Source organism: Microvirga ossetica (genome assembly GCF_002741015.1).
Lineage (GTDB): Bacteria > Pseudomonadota > Alphaproteobacteria > Rhizobiales > Beijerinckiaceae > Microvirga > Microvirga ossetica.
Genome location: NZ_CP016617.1, coordinates 732,808 through 749,468, shown reverse-complemented (window position 1 = coordinate 749,468; position 16,661 = coordinate 732,808). Strand labels below are relative to the sequence as shown.

The following is a 16,661-nucleotide window of genomic DNA, read 5'->3' as shown; positions in this document are numbered from 1 at the left end:
AGTCAGAGGCCTCGGTGCTGCCGATCAGGCGGTAGCGGTGGACGACGGAGCGGACATTCTCGGCCAGCAGCATCTGGCCGAAGGCAGTCGCCGTCTCGTGGCAGACCCATTCGAGGGTGCCGTGGTCGGTGCGGGCGGCGAAGAGTTCGAGCTCGATGGCGGCGGAGACAATGGTATCGATATGGGCGGTCGAGACAACGAAGGCGGACATGAGCGCTCTCTCTGATATGACGCTAGTGGGGTCGGTGCCTCCGCCTGTGAGGCGGGGGCCGGAGGGTCATTCGCCAGATCGGCGCGACCAGATGAGGCCGAACACGTCACCTTCGCCCTCGACCAGGGAGGCGAAGATCGGAGCAGGAAAGCTCGGATCGTCCATCCTGACCGAGAGGTACTCGCGGCCGTCGCGGGAGGTTTTGAGCCATGCGGCGCCAAATTCGGTCGGGCCAACGAAGATCCGGTAGTCGGGAGCCTGATCGTTCGACTTTGGGCTCTTGGTGATGTGGGTTTTGACCGTGAGCGTGAGTGTCTTGAGAGTGCCGGTGTAGGAGCCTTTGTCGGTTTCCCTGAAGGTGCCGATGGTCGCCATGGGAGTGTTCCTTTTTCCGTTGGTCGGGCCGCACCGCGCGGCCTCGATGGCGGTCGAAGGATCGTCAGGCGATCACGCCGCAGCCGCAGGCCCGCAACGCACGTGGAGGACGGCGCGGGGGAGCGTTTTTGTCGCGCGAGGAAGGCCGCAAGGCCGGGGAAAAACGCTCTCAGGACCGACAGGTCCGGACCCGCTGTTGTGGTCAAGGGATCGAGGCGCAGCCGCCCTGCGATCAGACCAACCCGTTGAGGGGCCGCATGCGATGCCCGATGTCCTAACGGAAAAAGGTATCGTCGCCATCAGGTGGCTTTAGTCGGCGGAGACCGGACGGAGGAATGGCGTCCGAGAGGCCGCGTCATTCTTGAGACGCAGCATGCCAGGCCCTAAGGCACGACATCGGAATATGGCGCGATCAACTCCTCACGCTTCCGCTTCTCCTTGGCCGACACCGGCTGCGCGCTTGGGATGACGGTTTATCCGCCAGGGCAGCCGAACGATGGCTGTCCTTTGCGATCGAGATCTCCAAAGCGTCCGTGCTATTGGCTTGTCAGGCTGCGTGCATTTCATACTCATCAAGACAGTGTCGGCTCGAGATCTGTCCGATGACCCCGACGAGCTGATGCGGATGATATGGCGTACGCAAGCAAGGCGCGCCGCTAACCTTGTGCCGCTCATGAAGCTTGTAGGGCGCACCACTGGTATAGATCACATGAATGCTCGGATCGGATCGGCGGGCAGTTTGTGCCAGTGCGATTCCGTCAGAGTCCTTCTCGGGTTCGACGTCGACGACCAGGACGCTGACCCTCTGATGTACACGGAGGAGGTCAAGCGCCTCCTCAGCGGTGCCCGCTACCAGGACATCGTAACCATACCCCTCGAGACCAGCTTGTGTGAGAGCACCGGTGCGGCGATCTGCAGGAATGAGAAGAATGAGCGGTCGTCTGGCCATCGCTAAGGCTCCCAAAGAAAGCATTATTGGGCGGCATGGTTAACAGTCGCCTAACTCCAGCATGATGCCCTGGCGCCATAGGCCGGTATCCAGTAAAAGGCGCACAGAATCCGGATCGGAGCGCACACGTGACAGTTTATGCGCTGTCCTCGAAAAGACGGTCCCATTCCGCAATGAATCAACACCCCGCCCCCTTCGTGCGACAGCTTGGCATGCCGGCCCGCCACCCCGTCAGCCCCACCCGCTAAATCCGATCGCGTCCCATGCCGGTCACCACCGCAGCGGCTGTGTCAAGGAGTGGGCTCGGCCTTCCGCAAAAGCTGTGCAGGCGCGAAAGCGGTAGCCGCCCCGGAACGGAGCAGGTCCGAAGCCTTCGCGCTCGTCATCAAGCGCCGTAAGTGCACTAAGGGGCCTGTGGGCAGTTTTTCAGTTTTCCCGGATTTTATGAACACTTAGGTGATGCAAGAACAGTCCCCGGGAAAGGTGTTCGACTTTTTCTTCTCTGGCCTTGTCTCTTCTTGTATCCTGACGTGGCACCTCACCCAGAACGCGGCATACGATCAACCGCCTCGGAAGTTCGAGTCTCCCCTCTCCGCCAGTCTTCGCTGTATTCGCTGATCTTGGGCGTCTTCGGGCCAGGGTCAGTCAATGTGTACCCTCGGACAGGAACGTTAGCGCGTCGGGTCTCGCTTCCTCACCGTGTGACGTTCGAGCCTGCGACCTCAAAGGCCCAGCCTGCCGACCTCAAGATAATCGACGAGGCTAAGAGCCTGTCCGAGTGAAATTTGAATCCGAGCAATGACTTGTGATTCACTGGTTGGCGCCGATTAGCGGAGGCGCCCATGTGGACCCCAGAGAACCGAGGTCGCTACGCTCGCACAGGTTTGCGCTACCCGAGCGACCTGACGGATGCCGAATGGGATCTGGTGCGACCGTTTCTGCGCCGTCGCACGAGGTCCGGGCCAGTGCCGGAGCGCTTGCGCGAGATCCTCAATGCCGTTCTGTACGTCTTGAGCACAGGCTGCCAGTGGCGGGCTTTGCCCAGAGACCTGCCGCCGCGCAGCACCGTGCACGGCTGGTTCGTGCGCTGGCATTGCGATGGCGTGCTCGAGCGCCTGCACTTCGCGCTCTACCAGCAGGTCCGCGCGCTTGAGGGACGCCACGCCAGTCCCACCGCCGCGATCGTCGACAGCCAGAGTGTCAAGAGCGCCGAAAAAGGGGGAGGCCTATCGATCCGATCGGCGATGACGCGGCCAAGACAGTCAAAGGCAAGAAGCGTCACCTTATCGTCGACACGCTGGGCCTGATGCTCGGGCTGAATGTGACACCGGCCGATGTGCAGGATCGGGAGGGCTTTCTGCCGCTTCTGACGAGTGTGCGGCGCGTGTTCGTGTTCCTGCAGCGCCTGTTTGCCGATGGCGCCTACAGCGGCGCAGCAACAGCCGCGGCCGCGAAACGGACCGGCAAGGTGGTTCTGGAGATTGTCAAACGATCGGATGCCGCCAAAGGCTTCGTGGTGGTCGCGAAGCGGTGGGTTGTCGAGAGAACCTTCGGGTGGCTCGGTCGCTGCCGCCGGCTGGTCAAGGATTTTGAGAACCTCACGCGCACGCAGCTGGCGTTCGTGCAACTCGCCATGATCCGGCTCATGACCCGCAGGATCGCAAGGCTTTGTCAAAGTTCATGAATCGCTCGGACCGACTCTAAGCTCAACCATGCCAGAGCCGCCGTCGTGAGTGGAACAGTAGTACCACTCTTGGAACCCGCTGTATTGCCTCGCGACTATTCAGAAGAAATAGCAAGGTTATCGGCTTTGGATTACTGTTTTAGCTCGGCTGATTGCCCAAGGGGTTGGTTATGGTCGAAGATACTTGGGTCGACGAATTTATCCAGGAAGTGAAGAAACTGGCTTACGACATTCCACCGCCCAACCCGTATACAGCCATGTTGCTGTCTCACTGCGTTGAAGCCGAACGACATCGTATAAGAGAGAAGTATGCACGAGCAGACGCAGAATTTAATGCCCGTTGCGAGCCTCTTATTCGCCTCATGCTCAAGTCCGATACGAGCAACCTGAGCTCCTAATTACAACAGGTTCGTCGGACGAAGTTTGGGCAGATCGAAAGGTATGCAATCGAGGTCTATTCTGTGATGCTTCAACGGCTGCCATCGACTTGAGACAGGATGGCTTGAGCGGCCGGCTCTAACGATTGAGCTACAGGCCCACGTGTAGGAACGCGCCGCATCCTGATTCGAATGGGTATGCTCTGAAAGGCACGTCGGCCTGGAACTCCGGCGACGTTTCTCACTTAGTGTCACGCCACTACTGATGACCCTGACCGCACCGCCAAGTACGAGACGTTGTCTCACCAAGCCAGCGGAAGTGGCGATCGAACGGTAGCGTCGGCTGCCAAACAACCTGCTTGAGAACCTGGCCGAAGCTGCAAGTACCGATCAACCCAGTGAGTTTGAATTGCCTGGAACCTGCAAAGCTACTTTTCAGAAATGTGCGTTGGGCCTCGGTTGTAGCATGGCCTCCTTTTCTGGAGGTGGTGCTGCAGCGTGCGGCTCACCCGTCGCCTCGTTCGTGCTCGACAAGGGATTGTCCGCCGTCCACTCGCTTCGAGGATGCTCGACTGCGTTCTTAGCGGCTTGTTTCTGGAACCTGCGCTTCTTCCATGCCTGCAGCATCTCGTGCTTTAGCCCTGGTCTGGGTTTAGGAAGGGTTCGCCAGATCGTCAGCGTGAACGCCTTTCCCACAGCGAACACGAGAGCCATGCCATAAAGGAAAATGGTCGGCGAGAAACTCTCGTCCATTCAGGTCATCCTCTCAGCGCCCGTTTGATCCGATCAACCGCGTGCCTTGTTGAAGCTCTGATCACACTGTAGCATAGATCGAGGGCAGCATTCCCACAGTCACTGACGAGTTGTTCAGGATCCTGCGCTGCGACCAATCCAAGTTTCCTGGACTCCTTTGTCGTACCCGCCCCTGAGCAGATAGCCTCGTCGCCGCTTTCGCTGGAGTCATCTCTCAAGCGCCTCCATTGCCTTTAACTAGATTTCATAAAGCTCGACCCGCTTTTGACTAGGCTGGCCAATGCGGCCACATTCATCAAGATCCTGAATCTGTTCGGTCGCAATGATTCACAATAGTGATGCATCCAGCCATCGAAATGTCAGCGTAGCAACCTACAGGCCTTAATCGCTCATCCAGGCCGTTTCTATCTCCCCTGAGGGAGGTTCCGCGCGGCCTTTTCGAGCCGCATGACGCGCTCCTCAAGAGCACCGATCGACGTCAGTGTGTAGGCCAAGCTCCCGGCCGCCAGGACAATTGCAACAATGGCGGTGATCAGGGTGCCCGTCTCAATGGATTTGTGCTGGACTTGGGTCCGAAGCAGTGCCTTCTTCAGGTACCGTTCGAAGATCACGTAGAGGATGAGCCCGCCCACGACGGTTGAAATCAACACCATGCTTTTGCCTCTTCGTTCTCCGTCGCAGGCCTACGCTGTGATGAGCGAACTGAACATCCAATCCTGCCCACCAGAAACTCAACACGCTGACAAGCCAGTTGTCGGAGCGCGCATGATCCCTCTCCCCTCATGACATTCGACGCCTCCGCATGGCGAGGAGTTCGACACTAAGGTCGATCCGGCCGGCTTTGACCAGGCGCGCCATAGCGCGGAAATAACCGCCCGGGTTCTTGATCCGGCCCTCGCCGCTCGAGACATCGTCGTCGTAGAGCTGCAGCACGTAGATCACCGTCACCGCGGCCCGCACCAGGCCGATCTCGGCCACCGCCTCGTTCCAGGCACTCTCGTTCGCCCCCAGCGAGCCTCGCAGATAGCGCCCAGCCGCCACAATATCGGACACATCCTCAATCGGTTCGGGGTAATCGCTGAGGGTGGGGCAGGCCTCAAGGATCAATTCCGGTGATAGGTGCTCCGGTGGTTGTTCGGTTTGACGAACCGCCTCAGCTTTCTTTGGAAAGCTCTTGTTACAAGTCTCACTAGGAGGATCGTTGTTTGTTTCTAAGTGGCGGACTCCGAGTCCGGCATTGCCCGCTTCATAAAAGGTCTCTTCCGTAGCAGTTCTCAACAGCTGCCAGGCGTCCAAAAGATCAGCCGGCAAGGTGATCTGCGAGCGGGTCGGCGTCCGGGCCTGAAGGGTCTTTAGCCGGTCCTCGAGCTCACTGCGGTCGATGGCCGGGAAATGCTCCGCCAGCGCATTCAGGGCCTCTTCCGTCGCCCGCCGGCAGATGGTGACCTCGTCAAACGCCCGCTTGCGGACCTCGCGCAGCTGCTTCTGCTCCAGGAGCATCACCGCCCAGTCGCCGCGCCGGGCATAAACCGGGGTCAGGTCGAAGCCGAAGGCGTCGACCACCTGCCCGGCCAGGTCCTTGACGGCGTAGCGCTTGCCGTTGGGCGAGTCCTTGGGCGCGAGCAGCTGCAGATCGACGAGCTGGCGCAGGATGCGCCGGATCGCCCGCTCGGTCAGGCCCGTGCGGCTCATGAGATAGTCGTTCGACGGCCACACCAGCAGCCGCTCCCATTCCTGCTCACCCCAGCAGGCGACGAGTTCGGACAGCACCGCGCGCTGGGCCGGCCTCAGGTCGAGGGCCTTGCCGGCATCCCGGGCTGCCGCAGATAGTTCTTTTCGCGTCACCGTGCGCCCGGCTTCGAGCGCAAGCTTCCTCGCGGCCAGAGCGGCATGTCTCAGCCGCCGGCCTCCTGACGATGCAAGCTGCATCGTACCCTCCGTGTTGAGGGCAAAGCGGGAGCGTTCACCGAAACCGATGCTCTTGACACGCAGCTTGTCGGGATGGCATAAGAACGGTGCGAAACATTCTCTATGCCCACCCCGCGGTGGGTCTCCAAAGGCCCTCGAAGTTTCCAGCTTCGTGGGCCTTTTGCTTTGCCTAGGTTAAGTCACTGTGCTCTTCTCCTGTTCGAAGAATGTTGCGAGGGCATGGGTGATCGCGACGCGGCGAGAGGGAAAGCGCCCTCTTGCAACAGCATCATCTATTTGTTGATCGACCTCCTTAGTCAGCCATACGTTCGTCTCCCGAAAGCCCCGTTCCTTGCGGGCTTGACGGAGACGTTGGACGCGTTGGCGGGTCAAGGGGTCCGGCATCTCACACCCATTTAGCTCGTAACGTTACGAGCCTTGCCCGATTCTGAGGTGGCTGTGGAGTCGGACGTCAAGAATCCATTCACAATAGATGGATTCTCCGTTGGAAAACTCGTTTAGGCAGAATCATTTAGCGCAAAAAGCCGAATCAATTCGCAAGTAAAGGGCTGGTTCCAAGCGGCTTGGCGTTATGTCCTTGATTCCACGCCCTGAGTTATCGAGCCGACGCGTCGATGCACCCTCCGACGTTCTTCTCTACGATTCTCAGTGTTTAGGCTTCAAAGACTACGCATCAGCAGCGATCTTACCATTAATATTTGTGGTGCTCGCCTTGAGGGTCACGAAAAGTGTGCTGCCGAGTCAACCAGTGAGACGAGACCAGGACTGCAAAAGAACTCCAGGAGTTCGCCGGTCAACTTCTCGACTGGACCCGGATCACAAAACAGTAGCGGCCGAAATATTCCTGTGAGTTCCCGCCTGGTTATTTCTTTGCGAAGCCTATGGTAACTCCACTCAGCTATCGAGAGGACGATCAGTCATATCAACGATTGCCGCTCGCCGCGGGAAAAGGGCATGTTTCGGTACCTCTGGAGACATAAGGGCTTCAGCCTCGCACTGATCGCAGCGTTCCTCATCGGATTGTATCTCCAGCCCGTTGCTGGGTGGTCAATGTTGGGAATTCTGATCTTCTTGCGCCTGACGAAGGTCCATTCCCATCTGTTGATCGTGGATCTGACCGAGCGGGCGGCCCTGAAGCATGTCCGGACGCTGGCCACGAAACGTGCCCATATGCTGTCGCCAGACGAATATGGGAACGTGTCAGAAGACGCCTGGGACAAGCACCTCTCCACCTTCATCAAAAAGACGCTCCTGCCGGAGTTTCAGCGCAGAAAGATCGACCATCTGTTCGCCAAGGACCCCAAGAGGCACCTGAGCCGCCTCAGGATACGGATCAACCGGATCATTGACCGATATCAGCCGGCTGAGCCAGCGGTCGAACTCGATGATGCAATGACTGGCAGGGAATTTGAACTCTACTGCCGGAATGTCCTACAGGAGGCAGGATGGCATGCTGCGCTTACTCCCGGATCAGGCGACCAGGGCGCTGACATCATCGCAGAGAAGGACGACAGACGCGTTGTGATCCAGTGCAAATTCTACAACGGCACCGTCGGCAACAAGGCGGTGCAGGAGGCCTATGCGGCCGCTGCCTTTCAGGATGCGCCTTACGCGGTGGTGGTGACCAATTCGGTCTTCACCAAATCAGCTCACCAACTCGCGCATAAGAACGGCGTGCTGTTGATGCACCACACAGATCTGCCGCGGCTTGACCTGATCGTAAGCAGCGGGGCCAAGCCCCACTGACATACGATTCCATTCAATCGCTCGAAACATTGAGGAAGTCGTCGATCGACAACTGTGCCGAATTGGCCGGCTTCGTCTTCGGCGTTTTGGGCCTCTCCTCAACACCTTTTGCAACCGGCTGCTTGCGAGGGATAGGCGTATCCTCAGACTTCATTCGCTTCATTCGGGCTTTCGCCTTGTCTCGTGCTTGCGCTTCTTCGGAATTCGGGTTTTCGGTCAACCATTTCCCTCGGCGAATGACTTCGTTCACGCGCCCCTGGTTAACCCCAAGCTGGAAAGCAATCTCCTGCTGGGTCATGTCAGTGGTGTTGTGAAGCTCGAGGACTTTGCGGGCGAGTTCCGGCGTCATCTTGCGCCCGGACACCCGACGGGCCGGGGCAATTGAACGCGTCTTCTTCTCCTCCTTGCGCATCTTCTCCAGGATGGCCAGGGCCATGTTCATGCCTTGGGTGCGCAGCGCTTCTTCGAATTGCTTCAGCGTCGCCAAAAGAAGGACTCCTGAACTCCTGCCCCGATGCACTTACATCGGCTCAGGCTAACTATTGAAGGAGGAAGGGCAGTAAGACGCTCTGCATGCTCTGCACGCTGTCCGGATAGGTCGCCGAATTAAGTCGACTGGAACAGAATAGAGTCCATGATTGCCGTTCTTCAAGCTCGGCTATTAAAATTGGTTGTTGATTTGGTCTAAAAAGAACTGTGGGTAGTCAATCTCAGATCAAAGCCGGTGCCAAAGTCCGGCCTCGTTGATGTACTCGCCGGCTTTGTTCCCAAACTTCAGTTCCCCGCCTTCAACCTGTGAGTGGTACTACACCCGGATTTGCGGTATCTACCCAAAGTCTCCCCAACTTGGGGTAGAATGACACGTCCTCTCCAGAGCCAGTTATACCTGCCACATCAGGTCTCTTTCGCAGTGCCGTTCATATAAACCTTGAGATCAGTGGAGGATCAAGATTACCGCGGTCTCGTCCCTTTCGGAATCACTTGGTCGACGTTTCCGAAATCGGACCAAGGGTCGTCTTGAAGATGTGATAGCCGCGCCGCCAGATTGCTGATCCGATACTGGTTGCCACTGCGGATCGTCGGCAGTTCCTTCCAGGCGAGTGGCGTTGACACCGAAGCCCCAGCCCGAGCTCGCGTCGAATAGGCCGCCACAGCCGTCGCACCCCGCCCGTTGCGAAGGTAGTCGATGAAGATCCGGCCCGTCCTCGCGCGTTTCGCCATTGTGTTCGTGTAGAGGGCGGAGCTCGCCTTGGTCATGGCCGACGCGACACCTGCCGCGAAGGCCTTGGCCTCGTCCCATGACGCCTTCGGGCGGAGTGGAACGACAACATGCAGGCCCTTGCCGCCGGATGTCTTGACGAAACTCACAAGATTGAGGCCCTCGAGATAGTCGCGCACATCGGTCGCACCCTGAACCACAGCGTCCCAGCTGACGCCCTCTCCAGGATCGAGGTCAAAGACGAGGCGATCGGGCTTCTCCGGATTCTTCAGCGTGGAGCCCCATGGATGGATCTCGAGAACGCCGGCTTGCACGAGGGCGAGAAGACCACCGAGGTCTCGAATCGCCACTGCCTCGTCATCGCCCACGCGGATCCGCTGGATCAGATCCTCATCGAGGCCCGCCCAAGCGTGTTTCTGGAAAAAGCACTCCTTCTGCGAGCCGCCTGGGCAACGCAGGAGCGACAAAGGCCGGTTCACGATCTGAGGCAGGATCCAATCGGCAATCTCCGTATAGAACTGAGCGAGCCCGAGCTTGGTGATGCCCTCGTCTTCCCACAGGATCCGGTCGGGGTGGGTGAGATGGGCTTGCTCAAGGATTGTGGCCCCGGGGTTTGCGGCGGGAGGAGCTTCCCCGGCCGTCTCCCGCACGACCCCCCGGGGGGCCTTGTCCTCGCGCAGGCCTTGGAACGAGCCCAGTCGGACCATGCCGTCATGCGTCCACCCGCGGAATTCCGCCTCCGCGACCAGCTCCGGCCTGACCCACTTCACTCCACGACTGGCAGCGGCAGGGAGCCTGCTGGCAAAGGGCGACGCCTTGATCTCCATTGAGGAGAGAGCTTTGTACAGAGAGCCGGCGACCGCCGCGGTGAAGCCGGTGCCGACGCGACCGACTGGGACGAGCTTGCCAGCCTCATAGACACCCATCACCAGTGAGCCTACCGCCTTCCTGCTCGCGGTCGAGGGCAAGTAACCGGCGATCACCAGTTCCTGGCGCTGAGTGCACTTCGACTTGACCCAATCCTCGCCGCGGCCCGACCTGTAGGGCCGATCGGCGCGCTTGGAGATGATCCCCTCCAGACCCATGCGGCAGGCATGCCTGACGAGCGTCGCGCCATCCTCCTCGATATGGTCGCTGAAGCGAACAACACCACCCTGAGGCAAGTCGTCGAACAGAAGCCGTAATGCTGCCTTGCGGTCTGAAAGGTTGGCCTTCCTGATATCCTCGCCGTCGAGATAGAGCAGGTCGAAGACATAGTAGACGAAGCGCTCGCCTTTGCCCTTCAACTCCCGCTGTAGTGCCGAGAAGCTTGAGACACCGGCCTCATCCTCGACAACGATCTCGCCGTCGAGCAAAGCCGACGGAAGCTTCAGCTCCTTCAGGGCATTCGCAACTGGCTTGAACTTCGCGGTCCAGTCCAGACCCTTCCGCGTCAACAGTTGCACCTCGCCGCCATCGATGCGCGCCTGCATGCGGTAGCCATCGAGCTTGATCTCGTGCAGCCAGTTGGTGCCGCTTGGCGCGCTCTCAACCAGTTTTGCCAGGGCCGGCTCGACAAAAGCTGGAAGAATGCCCTTCTTCGCTCCGCCGATCTTGGTTAGCCGTCGCGCTTTACCAACGCGTGATTTTGCCACCTTCTCACGCGCTGCGTGGTCGATGCGGATCTCGCCCTCCCCAGCAAGCTCCTCGATCGTGCGACCTGACTTCAGTGATGTTGTCTTCTCCTCCAGAATGCCTGGATCGTCAGTGGTCCGGGCAGCCTCATCGTCGGACTTAAGCAACAGCCATTGCTCGTTCTTTTGTCCCGGCTTGCCACGCGTCCGCACGAGGTGCCACCTGCCTCTGAGACGCTCGCCCTCGAGGATGAAGGTCAGTCGACCACGGGCATAGTCTTCCCGGGGATCGCCTTCGGGGATCCAGTAGCCCTGATCCCAGACGAGCATGGTCCCACCGCCATATTGGCCAGCCGGAATGACGCCTTCGAAGTCGATGTATTTCAGCGGGTGGTCCTCGGTGTGGACCGAAAGGCGCTTCTCACCTGGAACCAGGCTCGGGCCTCTTGTTACTGCCCAACTCTTGAGAACGCCATCGAGCTCAAGCCGCAGGTCATAGTGCAGGCGGCGAGCATCATGCTTCTGAACCACGAAGCGGTCACCCTGAGACTTGCCCCTCTTCGCCTTGGGTTCGATCGTGATGGAGAAGTCCCGTTTCGCCTGGTAGGTGGCAAGAGAACCCGGGACCTTTGGTTTAGTAGAAGGCTTGGCTCGGGACCGGACACTCCTGGCTTTCAGACTGGATGATCCCGCCACCATAGCACACTCCTACGCAATACAACTTGTCGGGGACTTAGCCAGCCTTGCGCGCCTTCGTTTTGGGTGCGGGCTTCTTCGCCGATTTCGATTTCGCTGCGGGCTTCTTCGCCGGAGCAGCCTTCTTGCCCGCGGAGCCATCCTTCTCGGCGGAAACACTGCGCTTAAGCGCGTCCATGAGATTGACCACGTTCGACGGCTTCTCGGACGCCTCCTCTTTCAGAGGCTTGCCCGCCTGCTTCGACTTCAGCAACTCGGCGACAGCCTCTTCATAGCGATCGTCAAATTGCTTGGGATCGAAGTGTGCCGCCTTGCTCTCGATGATGTGGCCGGCGAGGTCCTTCATCTCCTTGGGGTACTTCACCTCACTGATCTCATCGAAAACCTTGTCCTCATCGCGGACCTCATCCGCTGCATGAAGGGTCGTCCCGACAAGCCCTTCATCGAGAGGCTCCAGCAGAATCATGCGCTCGCGCCGCGCCAGCACAATGCGGGCGATCCCGGCCATACCTTTGTCGCGGATGGCATCGCGAATGACGCAGAATGCCTCGTTCGACACTTTGTCGGTCGGAGCGATATAATACGCCGTATCAAGGAAGCGCTCGTCGACTTCATCGCGTGGCACGAAGCTCTCGATATCGATGGTGTGAGTGCTTTCCACCTTGAGGGCATCGAGTTCTTCGTCCTCGACCTGGATATAACTGCCCTTGCCGACGAGATAGCCCTTCACCTGCTCCTCGCTTTCGACGACTTCCTCCGTCTCGCTGTCGATGAACTGGCGTTTCACCCGGTTGCCGGTTTTGCGGTTGAGGGTGTTGAACCGGATCTTGCCTCCCGACGAGGTGGAGGGATACAGGCCGACCGCACAGGACACGAGAGACAGCTTGATGTGGCCTTTCCAGACCGTCCGTTCAGCCATGGGTAGAACTCCCAAAGACACGCTACTGTGTGACAGGCCCGGTAACCTTGGCCGGTACCCACACGAGTCAGCAACGTCGCCCTGAGATGACTCGTTCCGAGTTCTCCACAGGCATCTCCAACGCGGTTAACGTCGCATGAAACCGCTCCACGCCTCCGCGCATTTTGGAACTGAGCTAACGGCAAACGGAGTAGCCGAATGTCTGATGATAAAGCCAATCGCGGCGGTGCTGATCGGGGCCGTGTCGCCGGCGGGGAGACGTACGAGGTCGAGTACTTTGCCGAAAAGCATGGGATCAGCGTTGCTCAGGCTGAGGCGTTAATCAAAGAACTTGGGAATAGCCGTGAAAAGCTCGATGCAGCGGCTGGGAAGCTCAAGCGAGGCTAACCCCCGGCAGCCTGCTGCTCAAAGTCGAATATGACTGAGTGCCGCATCTATGTTCTGACCGCCGCTTGGGCGATCCCAAAGCAATACCAGGATGCCTTCCCGAGCGAAGGAAGCCATCTCGTGCGATACGCGAGCCGGTTTGACGGCGTTGAGATCAACTCCTCATTTTACCGCCCGCATCGTTTGTCGACCTATCAGCGCTGGGCCGATGATGTCCCGGAGCACTTCCGCTTTGCCGTGAAGATGCCGAAGACGATCACCCACGAAAGCCGTCTGCGCAATGTCGACGAGCCATTGCAGCGGTTTCTTGGAGAAATCGCCGGTCTAGGTCCCAAGCTCGGACCGGTCCTCATCCAGCTTGTCCCAAGCCTGAAATTTGATCCTGCGGTCGTCAGGCCGTTTGTTAAGAAGGTTCGAGCCTCCTTCGGCGGAGACGTCGTCTGTGAGCCCCGGCACGCGTCATGGTTCACGGCCGATGTCGATGCCTTCCTCGTAGAGCACCGATTGCACGGGTGGCGGCAGATCCCAAGCCTCATCCGAGTGCCGGTACTCCGGGCGGCTGGACCGGCCTCGTTTACTACCGCCTGCATGGGTCGCCCAAAATGTATTACTCGGCATACTCGCAAGAGGTCATCGCTGATACGGCCGGGACGCTTGGCGCCCACGCGCAGGCCGGAAGAGAAGCCTGGTGCATCTTTGACAATACGGCAGCCTTCGCCGCGACTGGCGATGCACTCAGCGCTATGGAGCTTCTCCACTCCCACGCGCTCAAAAAACGTTAGTTCGCTACGAAGTAGATATCAGCGCGATCCTGGCTCTTGAAGGGAGACCCCAGCGGGCACCTTCAGCTCTCCCTCATCCCCATCCAAGTCAATGAAGCGGCTATCCCTTGGGACAACGAGCCCGTCCCCGATCTTGGGCAGTTTCACCAGGCTTCTGCACGTCACTGCAAATTTATCGCCAGAGGCAGTTCCAGTGCCGGTGAGCCTCGCAGCTGACTGACCAAGCCCTGAGAGGCTACCTTCGATCCGAATGCTCTGATCCGGAAACACCCATGTGAAACGTTGGCCTGTCTGTTCCCATTTCCCAGGCCACTCCCCTGACTTCGTCTGGGAGGCATCGAAGATGTAGGGGCTCACCTCGTTGTTCTCCAACTCCCCTCCCCCGACGCCACCACCTGGATAGAAAGCGATCACGAACTGAGACTGGTCGGTGGAGCGGGTGCATTGCCAGAAGGAGCCTGCAAGGCTCAGGCCGTCAGCCAGAACTGCGGCAGGCGCAAAGACAATCCCGATCGCGGCAAGCAGAAAGCCTTTCATGGTTCTGTTTCCGGCCCTAGGAACGACGGCGCCGCACGGTAGTCTGCGGTTCGTTACCAAATTCGGTCTTCTTCCAAAGGATCAGACCTCTCCCAGCAGGATGTGCATTGCGAGCAAACAATCGTCACTTGCGAACAAAACCAGAAACAAGGATCAATCGTCCGAGAAGAAGCAGGGGACGATTCGTCAGTGTCCATCTCGGTCGGTTATCTCGACAAGCTCAACCCGGAACAGCGTCGGGCGGTAGAACACGGCGTCACCGACGGGAGGGCTCCCACCTCGACGCGCCCACTCTTGGTGATCGCAGGTGCGGGATCGGGCAAGACCAACACGCTCGCGCACCGCGTGGCCCACCTTATCGTCAATGGCGCCGATCCCCGCCGCATCCTGCTCTTGACCTTCTCCCGCCGGGCGGCCGCCGAGATGGCGCATCGGGTCGAGAGGATCGCCGGCAAGGTCATGGGCCAGAGCGCAAGTGTGATGACCGACGCCCTGACCTGGGCCGGCACGTTCCATGGCATCGGCGCCAGACTGCTGCGCGACTATGCGCCGGAGATCGGTCTCGACCCCGCCTTCTCGATCCATGACCGTGAGGACTCGGCCGACCTGATGAACCTCGTCCGACATGAGCTCGGCTTCTCCTCGACACAGAGCCGCTTTCCAGCGAAGGCAACCTGCCTTGCGATCTATTCCCGCTGCGTGAACGCCGAGATGGCCATCGAGGAGGTGCTGCGCGCCTCCTATCCCTGGTGCGCGGGGTGGGCCGCCGAGCTGCGCCAGCTCTTCGCCGCCTATGTCGAGGCCAAGCAGCGCCAGAACGTGCTCGATTACGACGATCTCCTGCTCTACTGGGCCCAGATGGCGGCCGAGCCCGCGATCGCGGCCGAACTCGGCGGGCGCTTCGACCATGTCTTGGTCGACGAGTACCAGGACACCAACCGGCTCCAGTCCTCGATCCTGCTCGCTCTCAAGCCAGGCGGCCAGGGTCTGACGGTGGTCGGGGACGATGCCCAGTCGATCTATTCCTTCCGCGCCGCCACGGTGCGCAACATCCTGGACTTCCCGAGCCACTTCAACCCACCGGCCGCGATCGTCACCCTCGATCGCAACTACCGCTCGAGCCAGACGATCCTGGCCGCAGCCAACGCGGTGATCGAGCTCGCCTCCGAGCGCTTCACCAAGAACCTCTGGACCGACCGCACCTCGGCCGAGCGGCCGCAGCTCGTTGCCGTGCGCGATGAGGCCGACCAGGCCCGCTACGTGGTCGAGCAGGTGCTGGCGAACCGCGAGGCCGGCATGAGCCTCAAGCAGCAGGCAGTGCTGTTCCGGCCTCGCACCATTCCGGGCCGCTCGAGGTGGAGCTGACTCGGCGCAACATTCCCTTCGTGAAGTTCGGCGGCCTCAAGTTCCTCGATGCCTCGCATGTCAAGGACCTGCTCGCCCTGCTGCGGTTTGTCCAGAACCCGCGCGACCGTGTCGCTGGCTTTCGGCTGATGCAGCTCCTGCCCGGCGTCGGCCCGACCTCGGCGCAGCGGGTGCTCGATCGCATGCACGCCGCTGCCGATCCGATCGGTGCCCTGATGGAGGCACCGGCTCCACCCCGGGCCGGCGACGAGTGGCCCACTTTTGTCGATGCGATCGCGCAGCTTCAGGTCGGCCGTGCCGGATGGCCGGCGGAGCTCGAGCTGGCGCGGACGTGGTACGAGCCCCATCTCGAGCGCATCCATGAGGATGCCGGGACCCGCAAGGCCGACCTGATCCAGCTGGAGCAGATCGCGGCCGGCTATCCCTCCCGCGAGCATTTCCTTACCGAACTCACGCTCGATCCGCCCGATGCCACGAGTGATCAGGCTGGCGTGCCCCTGCGCGACGAGGATTACCTGATCCTGTCGACGATCCATTCCGCCAAGGGGCAGGAATGGAAGTCGGTGTTTGTCCTCAATGTCGTCGACGGCTGCATCCCCTCGGACCTCGGCGTCGGCACGACGGCGGAGATCGAGGAGGAGCGCCGACTGCTGTATGTGGCGATGACCCGGGCCGAGGACCACCTTCATGTCGTTGTGCCGCAGAGGTTCTTCACGCACCAGCAATCCGCCACAGGCGATCGCCACGTCTATGCTGCCCGTACCCGCTTCATTCCCAGCGCGCTCCTGAAGCTGTTCGAGCGGGTATCATGGCCCGTCGCTACGGCGGAGCCGACCGCTGGTGCCGCCGACACAAGAAAGGTTCGGATCGACGTCGGCGCGAACATGCGGCGTATGTGGCGGTAGCAGCGGCAGATCCATCAAGCTCAGGAAGTTTCGCATCCGGTCAAAGCAGTAAGCACGTTTCGCTCTGGGAAGGTCCGGTGTTCCCTTCGTGAGCTGACATTCCGCGTACTTCAGCTCTGTGCCAGGACCGGACCTTTGTAGCGAGCCAGTGGCCTTCCTGCGTGAGGTGGACAAGCGGATGTCGGCCTGCGCGACGACTGTCCAGCAGACGCCT

The 16,661-nt window shown here is 59.9% G+C and carries 13 protein-coding genes and 2 pseudogenes; 6 read left to right on the top strand and 9 right to left on the bottom strand.

Annotation, left to right across the window (positions count from 1 at the left end; translation table 11 throughout):
- The first annotated feature begins 37 nt into the window (after positions 1–37).
- Complete coding sequence (locus BB934_RS48860; protein ID WP_157934431.1) at positions 38–226, top strand: hypothetical protein; 189 nt, start codon at positions 38–40, stop codon at positions 224–226.
- A gap of 51 nt (positions 227–277) precedes the next feature.
- Here BB934_RS48860 and BB934_RS31400 read toward each other — a convergent pair whose 3' ends face one another.
- Both BB934_RS31400 and BB934_RS47570 read right to left on the bottom strand, forming a co-directional pair.
- Positions 278–586, bottom strand: coding sequence for a DUF736 domain-containing protein (locus BB934_RS31400; protein ID WP_099513796.1), 309 nt, complete (start codon positions 584–586; stop codon positions 278–280).
- Between the two features lie 547 nt (positions 587–1,133).
- Positions 1,134–1,535 carry a response regulator gene (locus BB934_RS47570; protein ID WP_157934430.1) on the bottom strand — a complete coding sequence of 134 codons (402 nt, stop codon included), beginning with the start codon at positions 1,533–1,535 and terminating at the stop codon, positions 1,134–1,136.
- A gap of 842 nt (positions 1,536–2,377) precedes the next feature.
- On the opposite strand from BB934_RS47570, the gene BB934_RS31390 reads away from it, so the two are divergent.
- A protein-coding gene (locus BB934_RS31390; protein WP_099513794.1) for an IS5 family transposase occupies positions 2,378–3,219 on the top strand; the annotation gives its coding sequence in 2 pieces (ribosomal slippage) (positions 2,378–2,762 and positions 2,762–3,219; 843 coding nt in all).
- An 812-nt stretch (positions 3,220–4,031) separates the two neighbouring features.
- Here the strand turns inward: BB934_RS31390 and BB934_RS31385 are convergent.
- The 3 genes from BB934_RS31385 to repC form a co-directional block, all read right to left on the bottom strand.
- The gene (locus tag BB934_RS31385) at positions 4,032–4,349 is read right to left on the bottom strand and encodes a hypothetical protein (RefSeq protein WP_099513793.1); all 318 of its coding nucleotides are present in this window, start codon (positions 4,347–4,349) and stop codon (positions 4,032–4,034) included.
- A gap of 404 nt (positions 4,350–4,753) precedes the next feature.
- Positions 4,754–5,002: a hypothetical protein gene (locus tag BB934_RS31380; protein ID WP_099513792.1), complete on the bottom strand. Its 249-nt coding sequence runs from the start codon at positions 5,000–5,002 to the stop codon at positions 4,754–4,756.
- Between the two features lie 127 nt (positions 5,003–5,129).
- Positions 5,130–6,278 carry a plasmid replication protein RepC gene (repC, locus tag BB934_RS31375; protein WP_099513791.1) on the bottom strand — a complete coding sequence of 383 codons (1,149 nt, stop codon included), beginning with the start codon at positions 6,276–6,278 and terminating at the stop codon, positions 5,130–5,132.
- A 1,107-nt stretch (positions 6,279–7,385) separates the two neighbouring features.
- Here repC and BB934_RS31365 point away from each other — a divergent pair.
- Complete coding sequence (locus BB934_RS31365) at positions 7,386–8,024, top strand: restriction endonuclease (protein WP_157934429.1); 639 nt, start codon at positions 7,386–7,388, stop codon at positions 8,022–8,024.
- A 13-nt stretch (positions 8,025–8,037) separates the two neighbouring features.
- On the opposite strand, the gene BB934_RS31360 is transcribed toward BB934_RS31365, so the two are convergent.
- The 3 genes from BB934_RS31360 to ku all read right to left on the bottom strand — a co-directional run bounded on the left by BB934_RS31360 (position 8,038) and on the right by ku (position 12,471).
- Complete coding sequence (locus BB934_RS31360) at positions 8,038–8,511, bottom strand: sigma factor-like helix-turn-helix DNA-binding protein (RefSeq protein WP_099513788.1); 474 nt, start codon at positions 8,509–8,511, stop codon at positions 8,038–8,040.
- A gap of 464 nt (positions 8,512–8,975) precedes the next feature.
- Positions 8,976–11,555, bottom strand: coding sequence for a DNA ligase D (gene ligD, locus BB934_RS31355; protein WP_099513787.1), 2,580 nt, complete (start codon positions 11,553–11,555; stop codon positions 8,976–8,978).
- A 34-nt stretch (positions 11,556–11,589) separates the two neighbouring features.
- Positions 11,590–12,471 (bottom strand): non-homologous end joining protein Ku, encoded by an 882-nt coding sequence (gene ku, locus BB934_RS31350; RefSeq protein ID WP_099513786.1) that lies wholly within the window; start codon positions 12,469–12,471, stop codon positions 11,590–11,592.
- Positions 12,472–12,669: 198 nt separating this feature from the next.
- On the opposite strand from ku, the gene BB934_RS31345 reads away from it, so the two are divergent.
- On the top strand, positions 12,670–12,858 hold the full coding sequence (locus tag BB934_RS31345) for a DUF3606 domain-containing protein (RefSeq protein WP_099513785.1): 189 nt from the start codon (positions 12,670–12,672) through the stop codon (positions 12,856–12,858).
- A gap of 30 nt (positions 12,859–12,888) precedes the next feature.
- A pseudogene (locus BB934_RS31340) lies at positions 12,889–13,640 on the top strand (DUF72 domain-containing protein).
- An 18-nt stretch (positions 13,641–13,658) separates the two neighbouring features.
- Here BB934_RS31340 and BB934_RS31335 read toward each other — a convergent pair.
- On the bottom strand, positions 13,659–14,177 hold the full coding sequence (locus BB934_RS31335; RefSeq protein WP_099513784.1) for a hypothetical protein: 519 nt from the start codon (positions 14,175–14,177) through the stop codon (positions 13,659–13,661).
- A gap of 195 nt (positions 14,178–14,372) precedes the next feature.
- Between BB934_RS31335 and BB934_RS31330 the strand changes: the two are divergent.
- Positions 14,373–16,447, top strand: a pseudogene (locus tag BB934_RS31330) (ATP-dependent helicase).
- The last annotated feature ends 214 nt before the right edge of the window (positions 16,448–16,661 follow it).